Origin of the sequence: Carnobacterium sp., from assembly GCF_045617425.1 — a bacterium.
Lineage (GTDB): Bacteria > Bacillota > Bacilli > Lactobacillales > Carnobacteriaceae > Carnobacterium_B.
On the sequence record NZ_JAZLIO010000015.1, the window covers coordinates 1 to 16,368 of the forward strand.

Sequence of the window (16,368 nt, forward strand, 5' to 3'; positions counted from 1 at the left end):
CGTTCCAAATCCAATAGCCGGCAAACTTGTTCCATCATTTAATTCGAATTTCTCAATTTTTGTCATTTTACTTTCATCCTTTCTATGAATTATTACACTATTTAGTATAAAGGAATAAGGAAAGAGTATCATGTAATACGCTTTACAGTATGTCGAAGCATATTATTAAAATAACATTTCGATCTCATTAGTATGCTACTTAAATACAACTTATTATCAGTATCTCTTCCTCTTTACGTATGATATGATTATCACAACTATATATTCTAGAATAGACAACAGGAGGAAATCATGACAAAATTTATTATCACTACTGAGAGCGGATCTGACTTATCTTCAGAACTTATCGAACGCTACAACATTCAAGTTATCCCCATGCATGTTACTATGGGTTCGGAGACCTTTGATGACGGCAGTTTTGACGTTGAAGATGTTTATCGGTTTTATGATCAAACCGGTACCTTGCCAAAAACTGCGGGAACGACTCCACAAGATAACAGTGTTGTTTTTGAACAAATCTTTGCAAATTTTCCAGAAGCTCACATTATTCATATTGCGTACTCAGCAGTCACAACAGTATCTTATACTTCTTGCACTATTGCAGCTGAAGATTTTAAAAATATTCATATCGTTGATAGTAAAAATGTTTCCGGCGGCTTAACTGCTGTGATTGTTGCAACTGCAAGATTCATTGAAAATAATCCAAATACCACGGCTGAAGAAATTGTTGCTTTTGTGGAAGATGTCCGTGAACGTACACGTTTTGTTTTCTTGCCTCAATCCTTACTTTATTTGAAAGCTGGAGGACGAGTTTCAAATGTAGCGTATCTTGGTGCATCCCTTTTGAACCTTCACCCTACTATTATTCTTAAGGACGGCTATTTAGTGGCTTCAAAAAAATATCGCGGATCGTTTGATCGTTGTCTAAAAAATACCGTTAAGGATTTCATTAAGAATTATGACATTGATCCAGAGACATTGATCATTGGTGGGACAAAAAGATTGAGTGAAGATCATAAACAATTCGCTAAATCTTTGTTGCAAGAAGCAGGTTACAATGACCCTTCTTGGTTCTCAGCTGGTTCTGTTATTTCAAGCCATGGCGGGCCTGGTGCTTTTGGTATTATTGGAATCGAAAAGAACTAGCTCATAAAAACTTTCTAATTAAATTATTCATTAAAAAGCTACTTTTAGGAACCTGTTTACCTACAGGTTCCTTAAAGTAGTTTTTTTAATTTTATTTATCTCTAAATGATTCCTTTCAAGTCCTATCAGTAATTATAAGTTCTAATCCTTCATTTTTTCTTAGACTAAAACAAAAAGTCATATAATTTTGTTGACAATATATATAGAAACATGTTAAGTTTTAAAACGTAATGATTACGTTTTAAAAACATTGGAGGACGAATAAATGAAAAAAAAGTTAAGTCAATACATAGGATTGGTTGCTGTTAGTATTCTATTAGTAGCATGTGGAGACAATGTTGCTTCAGACCAAGAATCACAAAGTAGTATGAGCGATCTAGCTGCTGAAAGTTATGAGAATCAAACTATTGAAATTAATGGTTTAGCAGATCACTACCATACAGGTGATTCTGTTGAACTAAGTGCTCTGCCAGAAAAAGAAACTGGAACAACTCAGTGGCAGTGGTATACAAGAGAAAACGAAGAAAGCGAATGGAAAGTTGTTGCTGGTCAAAGAACTAAAGACTTTATTGGAGAAGCTACTGCTGATGGGTTAGAAATCAAAGCTGCCTTAGTAGATGATAATGATGAACCTTATGCTGAATCGGAACCAGCTAAAATTGTTATTGATGACCACCATGGTCATGATGAAGCGAGCAAACAAATCTATGCAGGCTATTTTGAAGATAATCAAGTAGAAAATCGTGAACTATCCGATTTTGAAGGAGAATGGCAATCTGTCTTTCCTTACCTTCAGTCTGGTGATTTAGATGAAGTCTTTGAACATAAAGCAGAAGAAAGTGACGCTATGACTGCTGAAGAATACAAAGACTATTACACTATTGGATATGAAACAACTGTTGATCAAGTGGTTATTGAGGGAAATCAAGTTACTTTTTATGATGATGAAAAAGACTATTCGGGAACTTACGAAAATGATGGCTATGAGATACTTAATTACGAAAAGGGAAATAGAGGCGTACGTTTTGTCTTTAAGTTAGTTAACGGTTCAGAAGAAATGCCTGAATACATTCAATTTAGTGACCACAATATTTTCCCGGAAGAATCTCACCATTATCATTTATTCTGGGGAGATGACAGAGACACCGTGTTAGAAGAAATGGATAACTGGCCAACTTATTATCCTGCTGACCTAGATGCAACTGGACTTGTTCAAGATATGTTAGCGCACTAAACTATTTTAAACTCATTTTTTTAAATGTACTATCCATAAACAAATTTCAAATTAATTGATAACGATCCATTTGTTGAATGCGTTTGGCAAATGGATTCAGGAGGAAAATATGAAAAAAAAATGGTTTGTTTCAAGTATGCTCAGTTTATTTGCAGGTATGACTCTTTTTGGATGTGGACTAGAGCAATCTGACAGCGAAACAAAGAATAGCTCAGAATTATCAGTTGTTACCACTTTTTACCCAGTTTATGAATTTACAAAAGAAGTAGCTGGTGATCGCGCTGATGTTTCTATGATCATAAAACCTGGAACAGATGCTCACGGTTTTGAACCAAGTGCTCGAGATGTTGCTACTATAAATGATGCAGATGTGTTTGTTTACAGTAGTGGTGAAATGGAACCTTGGGTTGGTAGCCTGATGAATTCACTTGATAGTGAAGACCTTATTGCTGTTCGTACAGCTGATGCTGATAATTTTATTAGTACTGAAACGCATGAACATGAGCATACAGATAGCAGTGATCACAGTGATGAGTCCCTTGAAGTGGATGTGGATGGAGATCTACCTACTACCGTTGAAGTTAATGGCCTAGCTGGTCACTACCATACTGGAGATATTGTTCAACTTGTTTCCGATTCAACTGAGATGAAAGATTCAACTAAACTGCAATGGTATATTCGTGAAGCTAACGCAGACTGGAAGGCAGTCTCAGATCAAACAAAGGAGACATTTGAATATGAAACAATTGGTGAAAGTTTTGATGTCAAAGTTGTCTTTTCTGACGAAGCTGGTATTCCATACGCTGAATCTGATACAGTTGAGATCGTTATCGATGATCATGAAGGTTCAGATCCTCATATCTGGTTAGATCCAGTATTAGCTCAAGACCAAGTGACCGTCATCAAAGATGCATTGATTCAGGCTGACCCTGAGGGAAAAGCCGTCTATGAAGAAAATGCTGAAAAATTTATTTTAGAACTTCAAAAATTAGATGAAGAGTATAAAACAGCTTTGTCTTCTGCAACTAATCGTGTGTTTGTCGTTCAACATCAAGCATTCGGGTATATTGCTCAGCGATACAACTTAGAACAAATTGCTGTTGGAGGCATTTCTACTGAAGTAGAACCTAGCCCCTCACGTATTGCGGAAATCAGTAAATTAGTTAAGGGATATGATGTTCCTGTTATTTATTATCAACAAGGTGCAGACTCTTCTATTGCACAAACAGTAGGAAAAGAAACAGATACTGATATAGAAGTTTTATATGATCTCGAAAGTGTTTCTCAAGAAATGCAAGATGAAGGCATGGACTATCTAAGTTTAATGCGTAAGAATTTGAAGGCTTTACAATTAAGTATTCGTTGATTGATGATTGGATAATTGTAATAGGTGATTATTTTAAGAGAGAGAACACCTTTTTCAAGGAGTTGGTGGCGGTTCTAGCCGGAAATTTTAAAATTACTCAAGTCTATTAGCACTATTGACAGGTCTCCTGAATTTTTGTTACTATAACTATTAAATTGATAACGTTTGGTTTGCTGCCGAGTAAACCTAGGATATACGTATTTTCTACTCCGATAGGCCCTGCAGGAGTAGAAGTTACGTGTATCCTTTTTTATGTTTAGGAGGAGATTATTATTTTTTCACTTATTAGTTTGACCGTTGTTACTAGTTTTATAGATTCTTTTAACCCCTTTGCTATCGCCCAACAATTTACTTTACAAGGTCTGTTAAAAAAGACACACCACATTTGGTATTACATTGTAACGTTGTTTTTAACAAACTATTTAGCTAGCTTTATTTTCTATACCAGTGTATCGATTTTAAATGAACAATTTTTGTCAACCTATTGGACAGTACTCGCATTTCCAACTGCGCTCTTAGCTTTTATTATTGGTAGTGTTCTTATTTGGTACAGTATTCGATCTTTTTTAATCAATTGGAAAACCAGACAGTTTCTTATGGATAAGAGTGATAATGAGTCAAAAGAACTAGAATTGAAGTTTTCTGACAAAAAAATCACTCCAGCTTCTTTGATAAGTATTGGCTTTACAACTACGGTCGTTGAATTTTCAACCGCTGCTCCTTTTATTGCCTATTTGACAGTTGTTCAGCAATTTCAACCAACATTTGGTCAATTGTTAGTGCTACTACTGATCTATAACCTTATTTTTTCTTGGCCTTTATTTGCCTTGTATTTCTTATTTGTAGGTTTTCAAACAACTTTTGAAAAGATATACACACACATGACCTTTGTGCTACAAATGGTTTCATCTTTTTTATTGCCTATATTATTTTTCATTATTGCGCTTTTATTACTCATTTTTGCAAAAAAAATCATTTTTTAATCTTAATTTTAGGGATTCAATATGTATCCCTATTTTTTATTTATTTTTACTAAATTTTACTTGTGTTTATTTACTAAATTATTTAAACTAAGGGTAACAAAAAAGTTATTAAGGAGGAAACACAAATGGATTTAACTGCTTTGAAAACAAAATTTACAGAACTTTTTAAACAAACAAATATGAAAGCGTTTTTCTCTCCAGGGAGAATCAACTTAATTGGAGAACACACTGATTACAATGGTGGAAATGTTTTCCCTTGCGCAATTACTTTAGGAACATATGGTTTAGCTGCAAAAAGAGAAGATCAGATCATTAACTTTTATTCTGAAAATTTTTCTGAATTAGGAGTTATATCGATTGATTTAGATAACTTAGAATACAATCCAGCCGATAAATGGACAAATTATCCTAAAGGAATGATTAAATTTTTAAAAGAATCGGATTATGCTATCAATCAAGGATTGGATATCCTTTATTATGGCAATATTCCAAACGGAGCAGGTCTTTCCTCTTCCGCTTCAATTGAGTTATTGACAGGATTTATAGTGCAAATATTATTTGATTTAGATATTGATCGATTAGAGTTGATTAAAACTGGGCAACGAGTGGAAAATGATTTTATCGGGGTCAATTCAGGTATTATGGATCAATTTGCAGTAGGTAAAGGCGAAAAAGATACAGCGATTTTATTAGACTGCAACACTTTAGACTATGAATTGATTCCAGTGGTGTTAGAAAATCAGTCAATTGTTATCATGAACACTAAAAAAAGACGTGAGTTAGCTGATTCTAAATACAATGAACGACGCAGTGAATGCGATCAGGCATTAGCGGAATTGCAAAACGTTCTTACTGTTTCTTCATTAGGAGAATTAGACGAACAAACTTTTGCTGACCATCAATCAGCCCTTTCAAATAAAACCATTCTAAAAAGAGCACGACATGCCGTAACTGAGAACCAAAGGACACTCAAGGCAGCCGTAGCTTTAAAGGCTGGAAATTTGGAAGAGTTTGGTCAATTAATGAATGAATCACATGTTTCCTTGAGAGATGATTATGAAGTAACTGGACCAGAATTGGACGCAATAGTTCAAGCTGCCTGGGATCAGCCAGGGATTTTAGGTGCACGAATGACGGGTGCAGGATTTGGCGGATGTGCCATCGCAATCGCTGAAAACGATAAAATAGATAATTTTATTGACCAAGTTGGAAAACAATACCTAGATCAAATCGGCTACCCTGGCGAGTTTTATATCGCTCAAATTAGTGATGGTCCTAAATTACTTGAGGAGGAATCAGCATGACAGTTTTAGTATTAGGAGGAGCCGGCTACATCGGTTCTCATGCCGTTGACCAATTAATTGAACAACAATATGATGTAGCAGTAATCGACAATTTACAAACTGGACACCGGGATGCGATTCATAAGGAAGTCCGATTTTACCAAGGAGATATTCGTGACAAAGCCTTTATGGAATCTATTTTTGAAAAAGAGTCGATTGAAGGAGTTATGCACTTTGCAGCGAATTCTTTAGTAGGAGAATCAATGCAGCAACCGCTACAATACTTTAATAATAACGTTTATGGTACTCAAGTAACTTTAGAAACTATGCAGAAATTCGCTGTTAAATCAATTGTATTCTCTTCTTCAGCTGCTACTTACGGTGAGCCTAAAGAAATCCCCATTAAGGAAACTGCAGACACCAATCCTGAAAGTCCATATGGAGAAACAAAATTGATGATGGAAAAGATACTGAAATGGTGTGACAAAGCTTATGATATGAAATTTGTAGCATTAAGGTATTTCAATGTAGCTGGAGCAAAACTAGATGGCAGTATTGGTGAAGATCATTCACCTGAGTCACATTTAGTTCCTCTTGTTTTACAAACGGCTTTAGGACAAAGAAATGAATTAACCATTTTCGGAGACGATTATGCTACTCCAGATGGTACGTGTATTCGTGATTATGTCCATGTCGTCGATTTAGTAGAAGCACATATTTTAGCGTTGAAATATTTAAAGTCAGAAAATAAAAGTACTATCTTTAATTTGGGCAGCAGTAACGGTTTTTCGGTAAAACAAATACTGAATACAGCACGTGAAGTTACTGGAAGAGAAATCCCTGCAACTGTAGCTGTACGTCGAGATGGAGACCCCAGCATATTAATTGCTTCAAGTGAGAAAGCAAAAACTATTCTAGGTTGGAAACCTCAATATACGCACATAAATGATATCATAGCATCAGCTTGGAATTGGCATAAAAACTCTCCTCATGGTTATGCAGATAAACAAAATTAGAAAGGATGAATGTATATGATCGATCAAGCAGTAACCGATTTCATTCAAATCGGTTATCAAAATCAAGAAATTCATCCGTTAGATGTTCTTCTTAAACAAAATCAATTGCTCGCTTTGATTGGAAAACAAACTTTAGCTTTAGGCATAAAAGCTTCTAATCCATTACCAAATCGCTTGGAAACAATGGACTCTTTAGTCGATTATGCTGTTCAGGAAAAAGTAATTGGAAATAATGAATCTGAAAGAGATATTCTATCCGCAAAGATAATGAACCTTATCACTCCCCTACCTTCTGAGATAAACCGAACATTTTGGGAGCTTTATCAAGAAAGTCCTATAGCTGCTACAACTTATTTTTATCATCTTAGTCGGGAAAATGATTACATTAAGACACGAGCAATTGAGAAGAATATCAAATTTATCAAATCTACACATTTTGGTAATTTGGAAATCACGATCAATTTATCAAAACCAGAAAAAGACCCTAAGCAGATTGCTTTAGCTAAAACAGCTCCTGCTTTTTTTGGATATCCTACTTGTCTATTATGTATGGAAAACGAAGGATACGAGGGACATCTGAACCATCCTGCCAGAAGTAACCATCGCATCATCCGTCTACCTTTAACTAATGAGAACTGGGGTCTGCAGTATTCTCCTTACGCTTATTATGAAGAACATTGTATTTTTTTATCTCAAGAGCATAAACCTATGAAGTTAGAAAAAGCTACTTTCACGAAACTGTTGAGTATAGTTGAACAGTTTCCGCATTACTTTGTTGGATCTAATGCTGATTTACCGATAGTAGGAGGTTCAATCCTGTCTCATGACCATTATCAAGGTGGCCGTCACACTTTTGCAATGGCCGAAGCACCGATAGACTTTCCCTTTACGTTAACAGGTTATCCTTCTATAGAAGCCGGTCTTGTCAAATGGCCAATGTCAGTCATCCGTCTAAGAAGTTCTGATCAAACTGAATTAGTTGAAGCAGCGACTCTTATTTTAGATCAATGGCGTTGCTATTCAGATGAATCAGCAGCTATTATTGCTGAAACAAATGGAGAACCTCACAACACGATTACACCTATTGCTAGGTATAAAAAGGATCACTATGAATTAGACCTAGTATTGCGCAATAATCGTACCACCCTACAGTATCCTGATGGAATTTTCCACCCTCATCAGGATGTTCAGCATATTAAAAAGGAAAATATCGGGCTAATCGAAGTAATGGGCTTAGCTATCTTACCACCAAGACTGAAAAAAGAACTGGCGGAAGTTGAACATTACTTATTAGATGAACCTCATCGACTAAATATTTCTCATCAAAAATGGGCGGATGAATTAAAAAGAACAAAAATAATCACAAAAGAAACGGTTGAAAAAACCATTGAAGATGCCGTTGGATCAGTTTTTTTGAAAGTACTAGAAGACGCTGGTGTGTATAAACAGACTGCTGAAGGAAAAGCTGCTTTCAAACGATTTATAAATAGTTTTGCTCATTCAAAAGGAGGAGAAAAGATTGAAAATTTCAATTAAAGATTTTGGAGAACTTTCAGGACAGCTTATTCAAGAATATACTTTGACGAATCATCAAGGTGTATCTTTATCCGCTATAACTTATGGCGCAGCTATCACTTCCATTCGAGTACCAGATAAGAATGGGTTGATTGAAAACATTGTACTAGGCTACGATACGTTAGATGAATATGTATTCTATCGCCCTTTCTACGGTGCAACAGTTGGAAGAGTTGCAGGAAGGATTGATAAAGGCAAGTTTTCATTGGAAGGAAAAAATTACCAACTCGAAACAAATGAAAAAGGCAATCATTTGCATGGTGGAAAAAATAGTTTGGACACCAAAATTTGGTCAGTAAAAACTAATTCTACTGAAAACGAAGCACAATTGATTTTCTCATACAAGAGTCTCAACAATGAAAATGGTTATCCTGGCAATTTAGCAATACAAGTGACGTATACATTGACGGAATCAAACGATTGGAAAGTCAATTATCATGCCACAACTGATGAAACAACCTTGTTTAATCCGACCAATCACGTTTACTTTAATTTGACTGGCGACCCAACACACACAATCAAACAGCATCAATTAACCTTGACGAGTAATTTGTTCGCTGAACTTAGAGAAGACTCTATTCCGACCGGGAACCTGTTACCTGTAAATGAAACACCGTTCGACTTCACAATAGCAGATACAGTAAGCAAAGGGTTTGAGAGTTCACATCCCCAAAATAAATTAGTAGCTGGGTATGATCATCCATTTGTTCTTGAGCACCTGTCCCAAAAACCGGAAGCTGTTTTATACGACTCAATTAGTGGCAGACGGGTACAGATGTTTACGGATCAAGACGCTGTTGTTATTTATGCTACGGACTCATTAGATGGAAAACATACAAAAGAAGGAACATTACTTGAACACTATGCAGGGATTACTTTAGAAACTCAACAATTACCGGATGCAATCAATCAAAAAAAATTCGGAAATATCATTCTTAAACCAACTGATATTTTTCAAGCTGAAACAACTTACCGCTTTGATACAATGCTATAATGATTAAATAAATAGACTTGAAAAGAAAGTGGTGAGAACATGGCAACAATTAAAGACATTGCCGAACAAGCAGGTGTCTCAAGCGCAACCGTATCTCGAGTACTCAATTATGACGAGACATTATCAGTAGGTGATGAAACAAAAAAACGAGTGTTTGAAGTTGCTGAAGCTCTAGAATACACGAAATACCAAAAGAAAAAAGCAAGCAAACAAGGTAAATTAGCCATTGTTCAATGGTACACTGAAAAAGAAGAATTAGATGACCTCTATTACTTATCTATCCGCTTAGGTGTAGAAAAAAGAGCAGAAGAAATGAACTATGAAATCGTCCGTATTTTCCAAAATACAGATTTTGAAATGAATTCATCCATCGAAGGTATCATAGCGATTGGAAAATTTAGCGATTCTCAAGTAACTAAACTTACTTCATGGACAGAAAATATCTGTTTTGTTGATTTCGATCAACTTCATCGTAAACTAGACTCGGTTGTTATCGATTTTGAACAAGCAGTAAATTCTGTTTTGGATTACTTTTGTACAAACGGTTACCAAAATATTGGTTTGATTGCTGGACAAGAAAATTTTGGCGATAGATCTAAACCGATCATTGATAAACGAACGACGATTTTTGAGAATTACATGAACCAAGCTGGAATATACAATGAAAACCATGTTTTTACAGGTTCTTTTAATGTCGCATCCGGCCAAGAACTGATGAAAAAGGCTATCGAGACATTAAAAGACGACTTACCAGATGCCTTTTTTATTTCAAATGACTCCATGGCTATCGGCTGTTTAAGAGCCTTACAAGAAGCAGGGATATCCGTCCCAGACCGCGTCAGTCTCATCGGCTTTAATGATATCAGCGTAGCTAAGTATATCTATCCTACACTTAGCACAGTAAAAGTGTATACAGAATTAATGGGCGAAACCGGTTTTGACCTATGGCTAGACAAATTAAATACTGAAAGAACAGTTGCAAAAAAAGTTACCTTATCAACAGATCTAATTTTACGCGAAAGCACTAAATTAAATCTATAACTAAAAAAGGGCATTCTTAGCGTTCAAAATTGAACTTTAAGAATGTCCTTTCTCCGTTATCCTCTTAGCCTTCCATCATGACCATTGTTTCTTCTTTTTCAGCAACTGCTTCTTCCACAATAAAGTGTTTTCCAATGGCTTTTTGGCGCAATTCTTTTCGGAAATTAGGATGTGCTACTTCAATCAAGGCTTCTGCACGTTCTTGTACAGTTTTTCCAATCAATTCGGCTTTTCCATACTCCGTTACAATCGTATCAATATCATTTTTAGACGTTGATACAGCTGATCCTAAAGCTAGTTCAGGCACTATTGTCGAAATAGTATCGTTTTTAGCTGTTGAATACAAGCAGATAATCCCACAGCCATTTTTAGCTAATCTGACTCCTTTAGTAAAGTCAGCTTGTCCACCTGTAGATGAATAATAAGAACCTTTCACCGTTTCTGAATTGCATTGACCTAAAAAGTCCACTTCAACTGTCGAGTTGATGGCTTTTAAATTATCGATTTTAGCGATCTCGCGAATATCATTTGTCATATCACATGGCAACATCAATATATCTCTGTTGTTATCCATAAATTCGTATAATTGTTTTGACCCAATTGCGAAGGTAGAAACCGTTTTCGTTGGATAAGTCGTTTTATATTTATTGTTGACCACGCCTTTTGCATAGAGTTCCACAATTTTGTCTGGAAGCATCTCACTATGAACACCTAAATTGCGTTTATCCATCAAGTAATCCATTACAGCATTTGGCATTGAACCAAAACCAATTTGAACCGTATCTCCATCTTTCACCGTTTCAGCAATAATTTTACCGATCGCCAAATCTTTTTCACTTAATTTAGGGCTAGGTAAAGTTGGCAATTCAAAATCATGTTCAACTAACGCTGCAACTTCACTGATGTGAATGCTATTTTTGGCACCAAATGTACGTGGCATGTGCTTGTTGACTTCAAGAATAATGGTTTTTGCATCTTCGATCAATGAAGCAACATAAGAAGGACTTGTTCCTAAAGAGAAATTGCCGTCTTCGTCCATTGGCGATACTGTTGCCATAATCACTGGACGATCGGTACGTCTTTTTAGCAATGCTGGGATATCAGAAAAGTGATTTGGCAGTAAATCGATATTGCCTTGAGTAAACCCTTTTCTGTCCATTCCTGATAAAAATATGGAAACTTGTTTTAGTTTAGCTGACGAGATGTCTACTGTCGGAAAGCTTGGTAGCATCCGGTATAAGCTGTTTCCGTTTAATGATTCGTTACTAGGTAACGCTTCCAATAATGCTGGGGGTTCACCTGGCATGATGGGGAAAATGATCCCATCGCCTGGTTCGACCAATTGTACCGCTTCTTGTGCTGTTGTTTTTTTATTTTCATACATTTTCTTGTATAGTTCTAACATATCTAAAATCCCCCAATCAGATAATTGATTATTTTTTATTTGTTTTCAAACTGTGCTTTACGCTTTTCAACAAAAGCACTCATGCCTTCTTTTTGATCGTCAGTAGCAAATAAAGCTCCAAAAACTTCGGATTCTAATGCAAGCCCTTGCTGTATACTCATTTGCATGCCTTGATCGATTGCTTTTTTACTGCCCTCAACACCTAATGGCGAATTTTTGATTATTTTTTTAGCCATCTCTTTTGTTTCTTCTAGTAAGTCTTCAACAGCTACTACTTTATTCAATAAACCAATGCGATATGCTTCTTCAGCAACAACATTTGCCCCGGTATAAATCAATTCTTTTGCTTTACCTATTCCAACAAGACGTGGCAACCGTTGTGTTCCACCAAACCCTGGAATGATTCCCAATCCGACTTCAGGTTGCCCAAATTTTGCATTCTCAGCTCCGATACGAATATCACAAGCTAAAGCAAGCTCACAACCTCCACCTAACGCAAATCCATTAACAGCAGCGATAGTCGGCTGACGCAATTGTTCTAGTTTTGAAAAAACTGCATTTCCCAACGAAGAAAAAATTCTTCCTTCGACTGCATTTTTCATTTTCATTTCTTTGATATCAGCACCAGCTACAAAAGCTTTAATACCTGAACCCGTCACAATCAGTACACGAGTAACAACATCTTTTTCCACTTCATCTAGTGCAACTGACAATTCTTCTAAGACTTCTTGACTTAATGCATTCAACATCTTAGGTCGATTGATGGTTAAAATAGCGATGCCTTCTGTTTTTTCTAAAGTAAGTGTGTTGTATTCTGTCATTTCTCTATTCTCTCCTTATGAAGCGTAGTCATAGAACCCTTTACCCGTTTTTCTACCCAGCCAGCCAGCTTCTACGTATTTTTTCAATAATGGACAAGGACGGTATTTTGAATCATTAAATCCTGTATACAATACTTCCATAATGGCTAAACAAACGTCTAATCCAATATAATCTGCTAAAGCAATTGGACCCATTGGGTGATTTGCACCTAGTTTCATTGCTTCATCCACTTCTTCAAGTGTTGCTAAACCTTCATACACCGTGAAAATGGCTTCATTGATCATTGGAATCAAAATACGGTTAACGGCAAACCCTGGTGAATCTTTGATATCGATCGTAACTTTCTCTATTTTCTCGCTCAGTGCTTTAACTGTTGCTGTTGTTTCATCATTGGTTGCCAATCCTCGATTGATCTCTACTAATTTCATAACAGGAACCGGATTAAAGAAATGCAATCCGATAACTTTTTCTGGACGATTAGTCGCTGCAGCAATTTCTGTAATCGAAAGAGAAGACGTATTACTGGCTAAAATCGTTTCTTTATCTGTGATTTCATCAAGTTCTTTAAAAATAGCTAATTTGATTTTTTTGTTTTCTGTTGCGGCTTCGACGACTAGTTGTGCTTTTTTTGCATCTTGAATATCCGTTGAAAGCGTAAAGTGAGCTAAAATGCTTTCTTTTTCGTCTTCTGTTTTACGGCCTTTTTCAACTTCACGAGTTAGTCCTTTTTGGATCTTAGCGAATCCACGTTGCACTAATTCTTCTTTTATATCATTCAAGATAACATCATATCCAGCTTGTGCCATAACTTGCGCAATACCACTGCCCATTTGTCCTGATCCGATCACCATAATTTTTTTAATTTCCATTATTTCACTCCTCTAAATAAGTAACTCTTACTTTTCCTTACGATTAGTTGATCCAATTTTTTGCAATCGTGTCTTTTTGTGTTTCTAAAGTGCCACCATAAATGGCTGTTAACTTAGCATCTCTGACGTAACGTTCGATATCATTGTTCCTCATGTATCCGTAACCGCCAGTTACTTGAATGGCCATTTCAGTCATTTCGATAGCAGTATTTGCAGCTTTCAACTTAACCATAGCGACCATTCTTGAATCAAGTTGACCGTTTTTCGCTACTTGATCCAACAGTGCAGCCGCAGCTTGTAATTCTGTATACATTTCAGCAAGTTTAAATTGTGTATTGCGTAAATCGATCAGTCGTTGCCCAAATTTACGATCTTGACTAACATAGTTTAACGCTCGTTCAAAAGATCCTTCAGCGATTCCTATCGCTTGGGCAGCAATAGACAGTCGCATATGATCGCTAATAGATTGGCATTGTTCTTCTCCATTACAGCTGCCACCCAATAGATTTTCTTTTGAAACGCATATCTGATCAAACTTAAGTGAAGCCACCGGAAGAGCGCGTATACCCATTTTTTCTTCTCTATTTCCTATAGTAAGACCTCGCATTCCAGCTGTTACAATAAAGATACCGTATCCGCTTGTACCATCTTTAGTCAGGGTCTTACTTCCTATCAAATAAACGTTGGCTTTCCCAGCATTTGAAACTAATGCTTTAGCTCCACTCAATTCCCAATGATTTTCTTTTTCAACTGCAAGAGTTTCCATGTTTTCAAGATCATTGTCCATCCCTAACTCATTTAGTCCAAATGCACCAAAATTTTCTCCACTCAACATAGCCGGCAGATACATCTGTTTTTGTCGTTCCGTGCCATATTGATAGATTGGCCAAAGGCTCATAGATGTTTGGGTCAACAAGATACTCGCTGTTGATGCACAATCTCTTGATACGATCCGAATGACTTCCAATAAATCTTCAAATGATCCACCAAGTCCTCCATGCAACCGATCAAACGGCATCCGTAAAAAGCCCATATCACTTAGTTGATTTAGTTGTTCTTCAGGAAATGCTTCTGTTTTGTCGTAGTCAGAAGCGATTGGTCGGATGACAGTTTTGGAAAAAACGGCAACTTGACTGATCAAATGGTTCATTGTTTCATTCGTCATACTTGGATACTCCTTTCTTACATTTTCTACCAGCGTACATTTTTTTAGTTCTTAACGTTCAACAATCAGTGACATTCCTTGTCCTCCGCCAATACATAAGGTTGCTAATCCACATTTTGAATCGCGTTTTTCCATTTCGTGAAGTAAAGTGACCAAGATACGAGCACCACTAGCTCCAACTGGGTGTCCTAAAGCAATCGCACCACCATTGACGTTAACGATATCCGTGTTAAATTTTAAATCGGTAATGACGCTTAATGCTTGTGCCGAAAAAGCTTCATTTGCTTCGATCAAATCTAAATCTTCTACTGTTAAACCAGCTTTTTTCAAAGCTTTTTGAGTCGCTGGGATTGGACCACATCCCATAATATTTGGATCTACACCTGCACTTGCATATGACTTGATAGTAGCTAGAGGTTTCATTCCTAACTCATCTGCTTTTTCACGGCTCATAACGATCAAGACAGCTGCTCCATCGTTCAATCCTGAGGCATTTCCTGCTGTTACTGAACCATCTTTTTTGAAAGCGGGTTTTAATTTCGCCATTGATTCACTTGTTGTACCAAAACGTGGGTGTTCATCTGTATCGACTATTTTAGGTTCTCCTCTACGTTGAGGAACTTCAATTGGAACGATTTCCTCTTTGAATCGGCCAGACATTACAGCCTTCTCAGCATTATTTTGACTGCGAACCGCTAATTCATCTTGTTGTTCACGAGTAAATTGATATTTTTCAACAATATTTTCTGCTGTTACGCCCATATGAATATCGGTAAAGGCATCCGTTAAACCATCCTTCAACATTGTATCAATCATGTGACCATTACCCATTCGTTTACCCCAACGTGCATCAGACAATACATATGGTGCTTGACTCATACTTTCGGTTCCACCGGCAATAACAATTTCGTTGTCTCCTGAAAGAATCGATTGTGCTGCTAAAGCAACCGTTTTCAACCCTGATCCACATACTTTATTGATAGCAAAAGATGGAACATGTTTAGGAATCCCAGCTTTTATAGCTACTTGTCTAGCAACATTTTGCCCTAAACCTGCACTTAAAACGTTTCCAAATATCATCTCATCAATTGTTGCTGGATCTAAACCAATACTTTCAATGGCTCTTTTTACAACAGCTGCTCCTAAATCAACGGCTGATACATCTTTAAAAGCTCCTCCGAACGACCCAACTGGTGTTCTTAGCGCTGATACGATTACTGCTTCTGTCATGTAAATTCCCTCCAAATAATTTCCCTGTTTTTATCAAATTTTTAAATTCCTATGAAGCGTTTACATTGTTATCATAAATGGATTGAACCTAAACGTCTAACAAGTTTATATTACAGATTCAATAAGTTTTATTAATACCTTTGTGAAAGTGTGTTCATACAAAAACAAAAATACGAAAGAACCGGATAAAAACATCGGGTCTTTCGTATTTTTGTAAAGGAATTTTTTGCACAATTTTA

At 36.4% G+C, this 16,368-nt stretch carries 14 protein-coding genes; 9 read left to right on the top strand and 5 right to left on the bottom strand.

Going from position 1 to position 16,368, the window contains the following annotated elements:
• Positions 1-291: 291 nt before the first annotated feature.
• From ACKI3H_RS07380 to ACKI3H_RS07420, 9 genes are all read left to right on the top strand, one after another.
• Complete coding sequence (locus tag ACKI3H_RS07380) at positions 292-1,146, top strand: DegV family protein (RefSeq protein ID WP_407371634.1); 855 nt, start codon at positions 292-294, stop codon at positions 1,144-1,146.
• A 265-nt stretch (positions 1,147-1,411) separates the two neighbouring features.
• Complete coding sequence (locus tag ACKI3H_RS07385; RefSeq protein WP_407371635.1) at positions 1,412-2,380, top strand: ZinT family metal-binding protein; 969 nt, start codon at positions 1,412-1,414, stop codon at positions 2,378-2,380.
• Between the two features lie 109 nt (positions 2,381-2,489).
• Positions 2,490-3,746: a metal ABC transporter solute-binding protein, Zn/Mn family gene (locus ACKI3H_RS07390; RefSeq protein ID WP_407371636.1), complete on the top strand. Its 1,257-nt coding sequence runs from the start codon at positions 2,490-2,492 to the stop codon at positions 3,744-3,746.
• A 473-nt stretch (positions 3,747-4,219) separates the two neighbouring features.
• Positions 4,220-4,729, top strand: a complete 510-nt coding sequence (locus tag ACKI3H_RS07395) for a hypothetical protein (protein WP_407371637.1) — start codon at positions 4,220-4,222, stop codon at positions 4,727-4,729.
• A 125-nt stretch (positions 4,730-4,854) separates the two neighbouring features.
• A complete protein-coding gene (locus ACKI3H_RS07400) occupies positions 4,855-6,033 on the top strand; it encodes a galactokinase (protein ID WP_407371638.1) in 1,179 nt (392 codons plus the stop codon).
• The gene (galE, locus tag ACKI3H_RS07405) at positions 6,030-7,028 is read left to right on the top strand and encodes a UDP-glucose 4-epimerase GalE (RefSeq protein ID WP_407371639.1); all 999 of its coding nucleotides are present in this window, start codon (positions 6,030-6,032) and stop codon (positions 7,026-7,028) included. Before ACKI3H_RS07400 ends, galE begins: the two co-directional genes overlap by 4 nt.
• A 15-nt stretch (positions 7,029-7,043) precedes the next feature.
• Positions 7,044-8,564 carry a UDP-glucose--hexose-1-phosphate uridylyltransferase gene (galT, locus tag ACKI3H_RS07410; protein WP_407371640.1) on the top strand — a complete coding sequence of 507 codons (1,521 nt, stop codon included), beginning with the start codon at positions 7,044-7,046 and terminating at the stop codon, positions 8,562-8,564.
• Entirely contained in the window at positions 8,548-9,597 is a 1,050-nt protein-coding gene (locus tag ACKI3H_RS07415) for an aldose epimerase family protein (protein WP_407371641.1), read from the top strand. Before galT ends, ACKI3H_RS07415 begins: the two co-directional genes overlap by 17 nt.
• Positions 9,598-9,636: 39 nt before the next feature.
• On the top strand, positions 9,637-10,638 hold the full coding sequence (locus tag ACKI3H_RS07420; RefSeq protein ID WP_407371642.1) for a LacI family DNA-binding transcriptional regulator: 1,002 nt from the start codon (positions 9,637-9,639) through the stop codon (positions 10,636-10,638).
• 64 nt (positions 10,639-10,702) lie between these two features.
• On the opposite strand, the gene ACKI3H_RS07425 is transcribed toward ACKI3H_RS07420, so the two are convergent.
• The 5 genes from ACKI3H_RS07425 to ACKI3H_RS07445 are packed head-to-tail and all read right to left on the bottom strand — an operon-like array spanning position 10,703 to position 16,129.
• Positions 10,703-12,043 (bottom strand): acetyl-CoA hydrolase/transferase family protein, encoded by a 1,341-nt coding sequence (locus ACKI3H_RS07425; RefSeq protein WP_407371643.1) that lies wholly within the window; start codon positions 12,041-12,043, stop codon positions 10,703-10,705.
• A 35-nt stretch (positions 12,044-12,078) separates the two neighbouring features.
• A complete protein-coding gene (locus ACKI3H_RS07430) occupies positions 12,079-12,864 on the bottom strand; it encodes an enoyl-CoA hydratase-related protein (protein ID WP_407371644.1) in 786 nt (261 codons plus the stop codon).
• A gap of 15 nt (positions 12,865-12,879) precedes the next feature.
• A complete protein-coding gene (locus ACKI3H_RS07435) occupies positions 12,880-13,734 on the bottom strand; it encodes a 3-hydroxybutyryl-CoA dehydrogenase (protein WP_407371645.1) in 855 nt (284 codons plus the stop codon).
• Between the two features lie 43 nt (positions 13,735-13,777).
• On the bottom strand, positions 13,778-14,899 hold the full coding sequence (locus ACKI3H_RS07440; protein WP_407371646.1) for an acyl-CoA dehydrogenase family protein: 1,122 nt from the start codon (positions 14,897-14,899) through the stop codon (positions 13,778-13,780).
• A 51-nt stretch (positions 14,900-14,950) separates the two neighbouring features.
• Positions 14,951-16,129 (bottom strand): acetyl-CoA C-acetyltransferase, encoded by a 1,179-nt coding sequence (locus ACKI3H_RS07445; RefSeq protein WP_407371647.1) that lies wholly within the window; start codon positions 16,127-16,129, stop codon positions 14,951-14,953.
• Positions 16,130-16,368: the final 239 nt, after the last annotated feature.

Excerpts from the sequence above, each read along its gene's own strand:
- ACKI3H_RS07430 (WP_407371644.1), bottom strand. The coding sequence starts at position 12,864 with ATGACAGAATACAACACACTTACTTTAGAAAAAACAGAAGGCATCGCT.
- ACKI3H_RS07425 (WP_407371643.1), bottom strand. The coding sequence starts at position 12,043 with ATGTTAGAACTATACAAGAAAATGTATGAAAATAAAAAAACAACAGCA.
- ACKI3H_RS07435 (WP_407371645.1), bottom strand. The coding sequence starts at position 13,734 with ATGGAAATTAAAAAAATTATGGTGATCGGATCAGGACAAATGGGCAGT.
- ACKI3H_RS07385 (WP_407371635.1), top strand. The coding sequence starts at position 1,412 with ATGAAAAAAAAGTTAAGTCAATACATAGGATTGGTTGCTGTTAGTATT.
- ACKI3H_RS07420 (WP_407371642.1), top strand. The coding sequence starts at position 9,637 with ATGGCAACAATTAAAGACATTGCCGAACAAGCAGGTGTCTCAAGCGCA.
- ACKI3H_RS07445 (WP_407371647.1), bottom strand. The coding sequence starts at position 16,129 with ATGACAGAAGCAGTAATCGTATCAGCGCTAAGAACACCAGTTGGGTCG.
- ACKI3H_RS07440 (WP_407371646.1), bottom strand. The coding sequence starts at position 14,899 with ATGACGAATGAAACAATGAACCATTTGATCAGTCAAGTTGCCGTTTTT.
- galE (WP_407371639.1), top strand. The coding sequence starts at position 6,030 with ATGACAGTTTTAGTATTAGGAGGAGCCGGCTACATCGGTTCTCATGCC.
- ACKI3H_RS07380 (WP_407371634.1), top strand. The coding sequence starts at position 292 with ATGACAAAATTTATTATCACTACTGAGAGCGGATCTGACTTATCTTCA.
- galT (WP_407371640.1), top strand. The coding sequence starts at position 7,044 with ATGATCGATCAAGCAGTAACCGATTTCATTCAAATCGGTTATCAAAAT.
- ACKI3H_RS07390 (WP_407371636.1), top strand. The coding sequence starts at position 2,490 with ATGAAAAAAAAATGGTTTGTTTCAAGTATGCTCAGTTTATTTGCAGGT.
- ACKI3H_RS07400 (WP_407371638.1), top strand. The coding sequence starts at position 4,855 with ATGGATTTAACTGCTTTGAAAACAAAATTTACAGAACTTTTTAAACAA.